The 5,307-nt window shown below is 63.6% G+C and carries 8 protein-coding genes; 4 read left to right on the top strand and 4 right to left on the bottom strand.

Annotated elements, in window-relative coordinates; genetic code table 11:
- Positions 1-556: 556 nt before the first annotated feature.
- Together VGP39_RS19560 and VGP39_RS19555 are read right to left on the bottom strand one after the other, a co-directional pair.
- Positions 557-1,018, bottom strand: coding sequence for a hypothetical protein (locus VGP39_RS19560; RefSeq protein ID WP_327569744.1), 462 nt, complete (start codon positions 1,016-1,018; stop codon positions 557-559).
- 190 nt (positions 1,019-1,208) lie between these two features.
- Positions 1,209-1,682 (bottom strand): hypothetical protein, encoded by a 474-nt coding sequence (locus tag VGP39_RS19555; RefSeq protein WP_327569743.1) that lies wholly within the window; start codon positions 1,680-1,682, stop codon positions 1,209-1,211.
- 125 nt (positions 1,683-1,807) lie between these two features.
- Between VGP39_RS19555 and VGP39_RS19550 the strand changes: the two genes are divergently transcribed.
- Positions 1,808-2,026, top strand: a complete 219-nt coding sequence (locus VGP39_RS19550) for a hypothetical protein (protein ID WP_327569742.1) — start codon at positions 1,808-1,810, stop codon at positions 2,024-2,026.
- A complete protein-coding gene (locus VGP39_RS19545) occupies positions 2,023-2,190 on the top strand; it encodes a hypothetical protein (RefSeq protein ID WP_327569741.1) in 168 nt (55 codons plus the stop codon). The genes VGP39_RS19550 and VGP39_RS19545 overlap by 4 nt, the downstream gene beginning before the upstream one ends.
- A 58-nt stretch (positions 2,191-2,248) precedes the next feature.
- Here the strand turns inward: VGP39_RS19545 and VGP39_RS19540 are convergent, their stop codons facing one another.
- Both VGP39_RS19540 and VGP39_RS19535 read right to left on the bottom strand, forming a co-directional pair.
- Positions 2,249-2,779 (bottom strand): gamma carbonic anhydrase family protein, encoded by a 531-nt coding sequence (locus VGP39_RS19540; RefSeq protein WP_327569740.1) that lies wholly within the window; start codon positions 2,777-2,779, stop codon positions 2,249-2,251.
- Between the two features lie 217 nt (positions 2,780-2,996).
- Positions 2,997-3,326 carry a DUF6949 family protein gene (locus tag VGP39_RS19535; RefSeq protein WP_327569745.1) on the bottom strand — a complete coding sequence of 110 codons (330 nt, stop codon included), beginning with the start codon at positions 3,324-3,326 and terminating at the stop codon, positions 2,997-2,999.
- Between the two features lie 177 nt (positions 3,327-3,503).
- Between VGP39_RS19535 and VGP39_RS19530 the strand changes: the two genes are divergently transcribed.
- Together VGP39_RS19530 and VGP39_RS19525 are read left to right on the top strand one after the other, a co-directional pair.
- The gene (locus tag VGP39_RS19530; protein ID WP_327569739.1) at positions 3,504-4,217 is read left to right on the top strand and encodes a hypothetical protein; all 714 of its coding nucleotides are present in this window, start codon (positions 3,504-3,506) and stop codon (positions 4,215-4,217) included.
- Between the two features lie 162 nt (positions 4,218-4,379).
- On the top strand, positions 4,380-5,307 hold a 928-nt coding region (locus VGP39_RS19525), incomplete at its 3' end, for an ABC transporter substrate-binding protein (protein WP_327569738.1).

Raw genomic sequence — 5,307 nt, 5'->3', positions numbered from 1 at the left:
CTATTGCTGAATGTGGTCGGTGTGGCCCTGGAACCGGTAAAATCGCCCGCGGCAGCCTGTCCTGGGGCCCACCACAACTTTTTCGACAAATGTGAACTAGTTCACATTCGATTTCGCGAGTCCTGTGCAGGATGCAACTTACCGGACGGCGCGAGCCAATTTCGATGTCCGGGGCAGGCAAGGCCGCCGGGCGTCATACTCCGCCGCAGGCGGCTTTGTTTTGGCCGAAATCGGGCCGGCGGCAAACGCCGCGCTCGCCCGTCGATTTTTCAGGGATGCTCGCAGCCGCGCGCGCCGACTCGCCGAACAAGGCCCGGCCTATCCAAAGCGATCGCTTTTGCGTTGCCGCTGTCGGTGCTCGATCTCCCAGAAAGCCCACACCGCCGCGGACAGCAGGCAAACCACCACGGCCAGAAACAGCCATGTCAAATCCGGGGCGGTGAGACCAGTCAGCATCATCTTGTTAGTGCAATCGCCGTACCAAAGCGGCGGTATGGATGACAGACGGTAGCCTCAGCGGATCACGCTGAGGCTACCCTTATTCAGCGCGCCGAATTCAGTTGCAGACCTGAACGCGCCGGATCGCCGGGCCATACGGGCCCCACACGCTCTGGCGGACGATGTAGCATCCGCCGCCATAACCATATCCGCCGCCATAGCCATAGCCGTCGTCGTAGCCATAACCGGCGTAATACGGGTCGTAACCGTAGCCATAGGGATATCCGTAGCCGGCGTAGGCCCCAGCGAGGCCGAGACCCAGGCCAACGCCGATGGCCCCGAACCCCGGTCCGCGGAAGCCGCGATGGAAGCCGCCGCCACGGAAACCGCCGCCGGCGAAGCCGCCGCGGAAGCCGCCGCCGCCAAAACCACCGCCGCGAAAGCCGCCGCCGCCAAAACCGCCACCGTGAAAGCCGCCTCCGCCAAAGCCGCCGCGTGCCGACGCTTCCGGCGCCGTCGCCAGGCCCACCGCTGCCACCGTCACCGCCGCCAAGGTCGCCAGAACTGTTTTCCGCAACATGACCATCCTCCGTAAAGGGGTATCGCACCCGGTGATTATGACTCAAAGCGAGGGAAATTGTTCAAGCTTCAGCGTAAATTGATGACGCCGCCGCCGATATTTTTTCCAGTTTGCCGTTCAGCTTCGAGGGAATAATCATCTAGCGGCGAGGTTGCGAAAACGGTGCAACCGGCGCGGACTTCAGCCGGCCCTAGCAGCCCTTGCAAATGCTTTTGATCTTGCGATCGACCGCCCGATCCTTTGCATCGACATCGGCATTTCCGGTCCGCGGCGCAGCCGTCGTCGACGACGCGCCGGAGCCCGCGCCGGTTGTTGTCCCACCTGACGTCACTCCGCTTGAATTTGCCGTGCCGGCGGAATTGGTCCCGGGCGGTGGCGGCGAGGCGACCTTCGCGGCATTGCCGACGCCGCTGGGATCGTTGACCGAATTGTTGAGACCACCGGCATTGCCAGGACCGGAAGGCACGCCGCTGATCGCCGAATTTCCGGCGCCGGCCGAGCCGGCATTGGGTGTGCCCGCGGCCGTGCCGGTGCCGGCGGATGCGCCACTCGCGGCGCCACCCGCACTTCCGCCGCTTCCACCCGCGCCCTGCGCCAACGCGCCGACGGGCGACATCAGAAATGCGATCACGGCAAGGGTTGCAGGCTTCGAGAGCTTGGTCATTTGAAAAACTCCGTTTCAAATTCAACGATGGCAGGCGGCGTCAGTTCCGCGGGCTGGAACAAAATCAACATGCTGCGATTGATCGTGAGTTAGGATACGTGCACGCCAATGGGGGGTTGCACGCCATGCGCAAGCTGATCGCCTTCGACGATGACACACACGACAAGCTGATCCAGCTTGGGCGCAGCCGGATGGCAACGCTTCAGGAGTTGGCTGACGAAGCTTTCGCCGACCTCCTGAAGAAGCACGGCGTGCCGATCGACTTGAAAGATGCGCTTCGCAAGAGCGCCGGCGTTGCGAAGAAGGCGGCAGCGAAGGCGCGATCAAAGGACAGCAAACGATGACAGCCGATCCCGATCCGTTTGAAGAAGGCCGGCGCGCCGCGCGAAAGCACATTCCCGCCGAAGCCAATCCGTATCAGGACGGCAGCGACGAACATGCGCTATGGAGCGCCGGGCATGAGCAGGTGGCGGGCGAGGCCGAGGCCAACGAATCCGAGGGGAGCTGAATTCGTCATTCCGGGCGCGCGTAGCGCGTGTCCCGGAATGACCATGACAATACCTCGTTCAGCCGATCTTCTTCAGGCCCTTTTTGAAGCGCGGGCCGTTGCCGACATAAAACTTCGCCGCACTTCCCATCGCCGCGACCTGCGCCGGATCGAGCGTGCGGACCACCCGCGCCGGCGCGCCCAATATCAGCGAGTGCTCGGGAAACTGTTTTCCCTCTGTTATCACCGAGCCGGCGCCGACAATGCTGCCGCGGCCGATCCGCGCGCCGTTCATCACGATCGAGCCCATCCCGATCAGCGCCCCCTCCCCGATGGTGCAGCCGTGCAGGATGACGTTATGGCCGATGGTGCAGTTTGTTCCGATGGTGAGCGGAAAACCCATGTCGGTATGGCAGGTCGAGTTGTCCTGGACGTTGGCGTTTTCGCCGATCTCGATCCACTCATTGTCGCCGCGCAGCACCGCGCCGAACCACACGCTCGCGGAATTCTTCAACCGCACCTTGCCGATCACCGTCGCGGTGTCGGCGATGAAATAATTTCCGTCGGCGGGAAGTTCGGGCCCCTGCCCGTCAAGTTCGTAGATCGCCATGCTGGTCTCCTGTGCAAGAAGACCTTGCATGAATTCCATACCCCGTTCAACTCACGCCGCCTTTGCGCAATGGACTCCGTCATCCCGAGGGCCGCGCGCTCGCGCGGCGTCTCGAAGGATCGGCCCCAGGCGCCTGCGGCCATCCTTCGAGGCTCGCCGTGAAGAACGGCGAGCACCTCAGATGACGGCGGTGTCTTAATTTAGAAAGCGATGCGGCTCAGGCCAGCAATCCGGCTGCCCGCAACGTCATCACCAGGAAGGTTCCGGACATCAGGCTCCAGAACCCGGACAATACCGTTGCCATCATCACCAATTCGAAACGGCGGCGCTCGATCCGCTTCCCCCGAAGGGTGTTGCGCATGATGATGAAGGGCGCGGCGAACACCAGGAACGGCACCGCGGCGAACGTCTTCGGCGCCACGCCCTCCTGCAGCAGGCCGAAGCCGGCGGGACGCTGCACAAAAGCCTGATATCCGCTGGCGAGCGCGCCGGCCACCGCAAAGCCGAGGCACAGCGAAAAAAACGAGTTCAACGCATCCGGCGACATCGGGGTCTCACGCATCATACAAAGAGCCCGCCATGCATCGCAAAATGCAGCGCCGTGCGCCACAACATCCTTAAGGAAAGGTTAACGGCGCGAGCGCAAAACCGTGCGGAAGTCTTGGCGCGCGTGGCATATTCGAAAGCTGATTCGGCCGCTCTTTTCGAAAAGTGCCCTGCCCGCATGACGCTGCTCTCGTCGGTTCACATCAATACCCGCCGCCTGCGCCGGCGGCACCGCGGCCATCTCGTTCCGCTCGCGCTGGGAAGCGTGATCGCCGCGGGCGCGATCGCGCTGGTGGCCTATTTGCTATGGCCGACATGGGAGCCGATCAAATCGGATGATCCGGCGCGATTGCCGGTCAGCGTGGGAGCTACGCTGTTCAACGTGCCGACTCAGGCCGTGCGCATGAAAGTGCAGCGCCATTCCGGACCGCAGGAGCGCGTCGACCTCTCCTTCGCCTACCCCTCGCTCGATGCCGCGGGCGCGCCGAAGCACGCCAGCGCCGAGACGGCCGACGCCGCTATCCAGCCGATCGACCGCATCTTCCTGTCGATCTCGGCGCATCACGACACGCTGGCGCCGGATGTCCGCGTACGCACTATCTATCCGCGCTATCTCGAGAAGGTTTCCTCGCAGGGGGACGACGGCCTGACCGCGCGCGCGTTCCGCGATGGCACGCCATACAGCAATGAAGACCTGGTCCTCGCTACCGCGCCGGCCCTGGTCGCGCGCTGTACCCGCGACGCCGCAACCCCCGGCATGTGTCTCAGCGAGCGCCGCATCGACGGCGCGGACCTGACGTTTCGTTTTCCGCGGGCGTGGCTCGCGCAATGGCGCGGTGTGGCGGGCGCGATGGACAAACTAACCGCACAGTTGCGCGGGCCGCGGGGATAACCTACCGCGCGTAGCGCATGGCTATTTGCCGCGCCGCTCGCGCATTGCGTAGACGGGCCGCTAAAGCCCGCCTAAACTGCCAGCAACCATGCCGACGTCCGGGACAACGGGCGCGGACAAATAACGGTCCGGCGCGCCGCCGGCAATCCAGGGGAGGATATCATGAGTCATTTTCTTGAACTGCGCTGTCATGCCGCGCGCTTGTCTATTGCCGCAGCAGCAGCGCTCACGCTGGCGGCACCGGCTTCCGCGCAAGACAGTTTCAAGCTCGGCATCGTGACATTCCTGTCCGGACCCGCGGCGGACAGCTTTGGCGTTCCCGCGCGCAACGGCGGCCAGTTCGTCATCGACCAGTTGAACAAGGGGGCCGCCCCCTCGCCTTACGAAAAGGTCGGGTTCGGCGGCATGAAGGTCGAGCCCGTCATCATCGACGAGAACGGCGGCGCCACCAAGCAGGTGCAGGAGCTTCGCAACCTCTATCAGCGCGACAATGTCGATGTCGTGCTCGGCTATATCGGCTCCGGCGACTGCCTTGCGGTGGCGCCGATCGCCGAGGAACTCAAGAAGATGCTGGTGCTGATGGATTGCGGCACGCCGCGCATCTTCGAGGAGGCGAAATACAATTATGTGTTCCGCACCGCCGCGCATGCCACGATGGATAACGTCGGGCTCATCCGTTACATGAAGGCGAAGAACATCAAGATGGATACGCTGTCGGCCATCAACCAGGACTACGCCTGGGGCCAGGACAGCCGCGCCGATTTTGTGGCCGCCGCGGGACAGCTTTATCCCAACGCCAAACTCGAGACCGACCTGCTGCCGAAATTCGGCGCGGGCCAGTACGGCACCGAGATTTCCGCATTGGTCGCCGCCGGCTCCGACGTGGTCTATTCCAGCCTGTGGGGCGGCGATCTGCAGGCCTTCATCCTGCAGTCCGTACCGCGCGGCTTGGCAAAACGCAGCCAATTGGTGTTCAGCGCTTCCGATCACGTGCTGCCGCCGCTCGGCGACAAGATGCCCGACGGCGTCATCATCGGCGCGCGCGGCGCCTATGGGTTGATGTCACAGAAATCGCCGCTCAACGACTGGT

It is taken from the genome of Bradyrhizobium sp. (assembly GCF_036009065.1).
In the GTDB taxonomy this organism is placed as follows: domain Bacteria; phylum Pseudomonadota; class Alphaproteobacteria; order Rhizobiales; family Xanthobacteraceae; genus Bradyrhizobium.
Note: the sequence above shows the minus strand (reverse complement) of the source record. Positions and strands in the feature narration are given on the sequence as shown.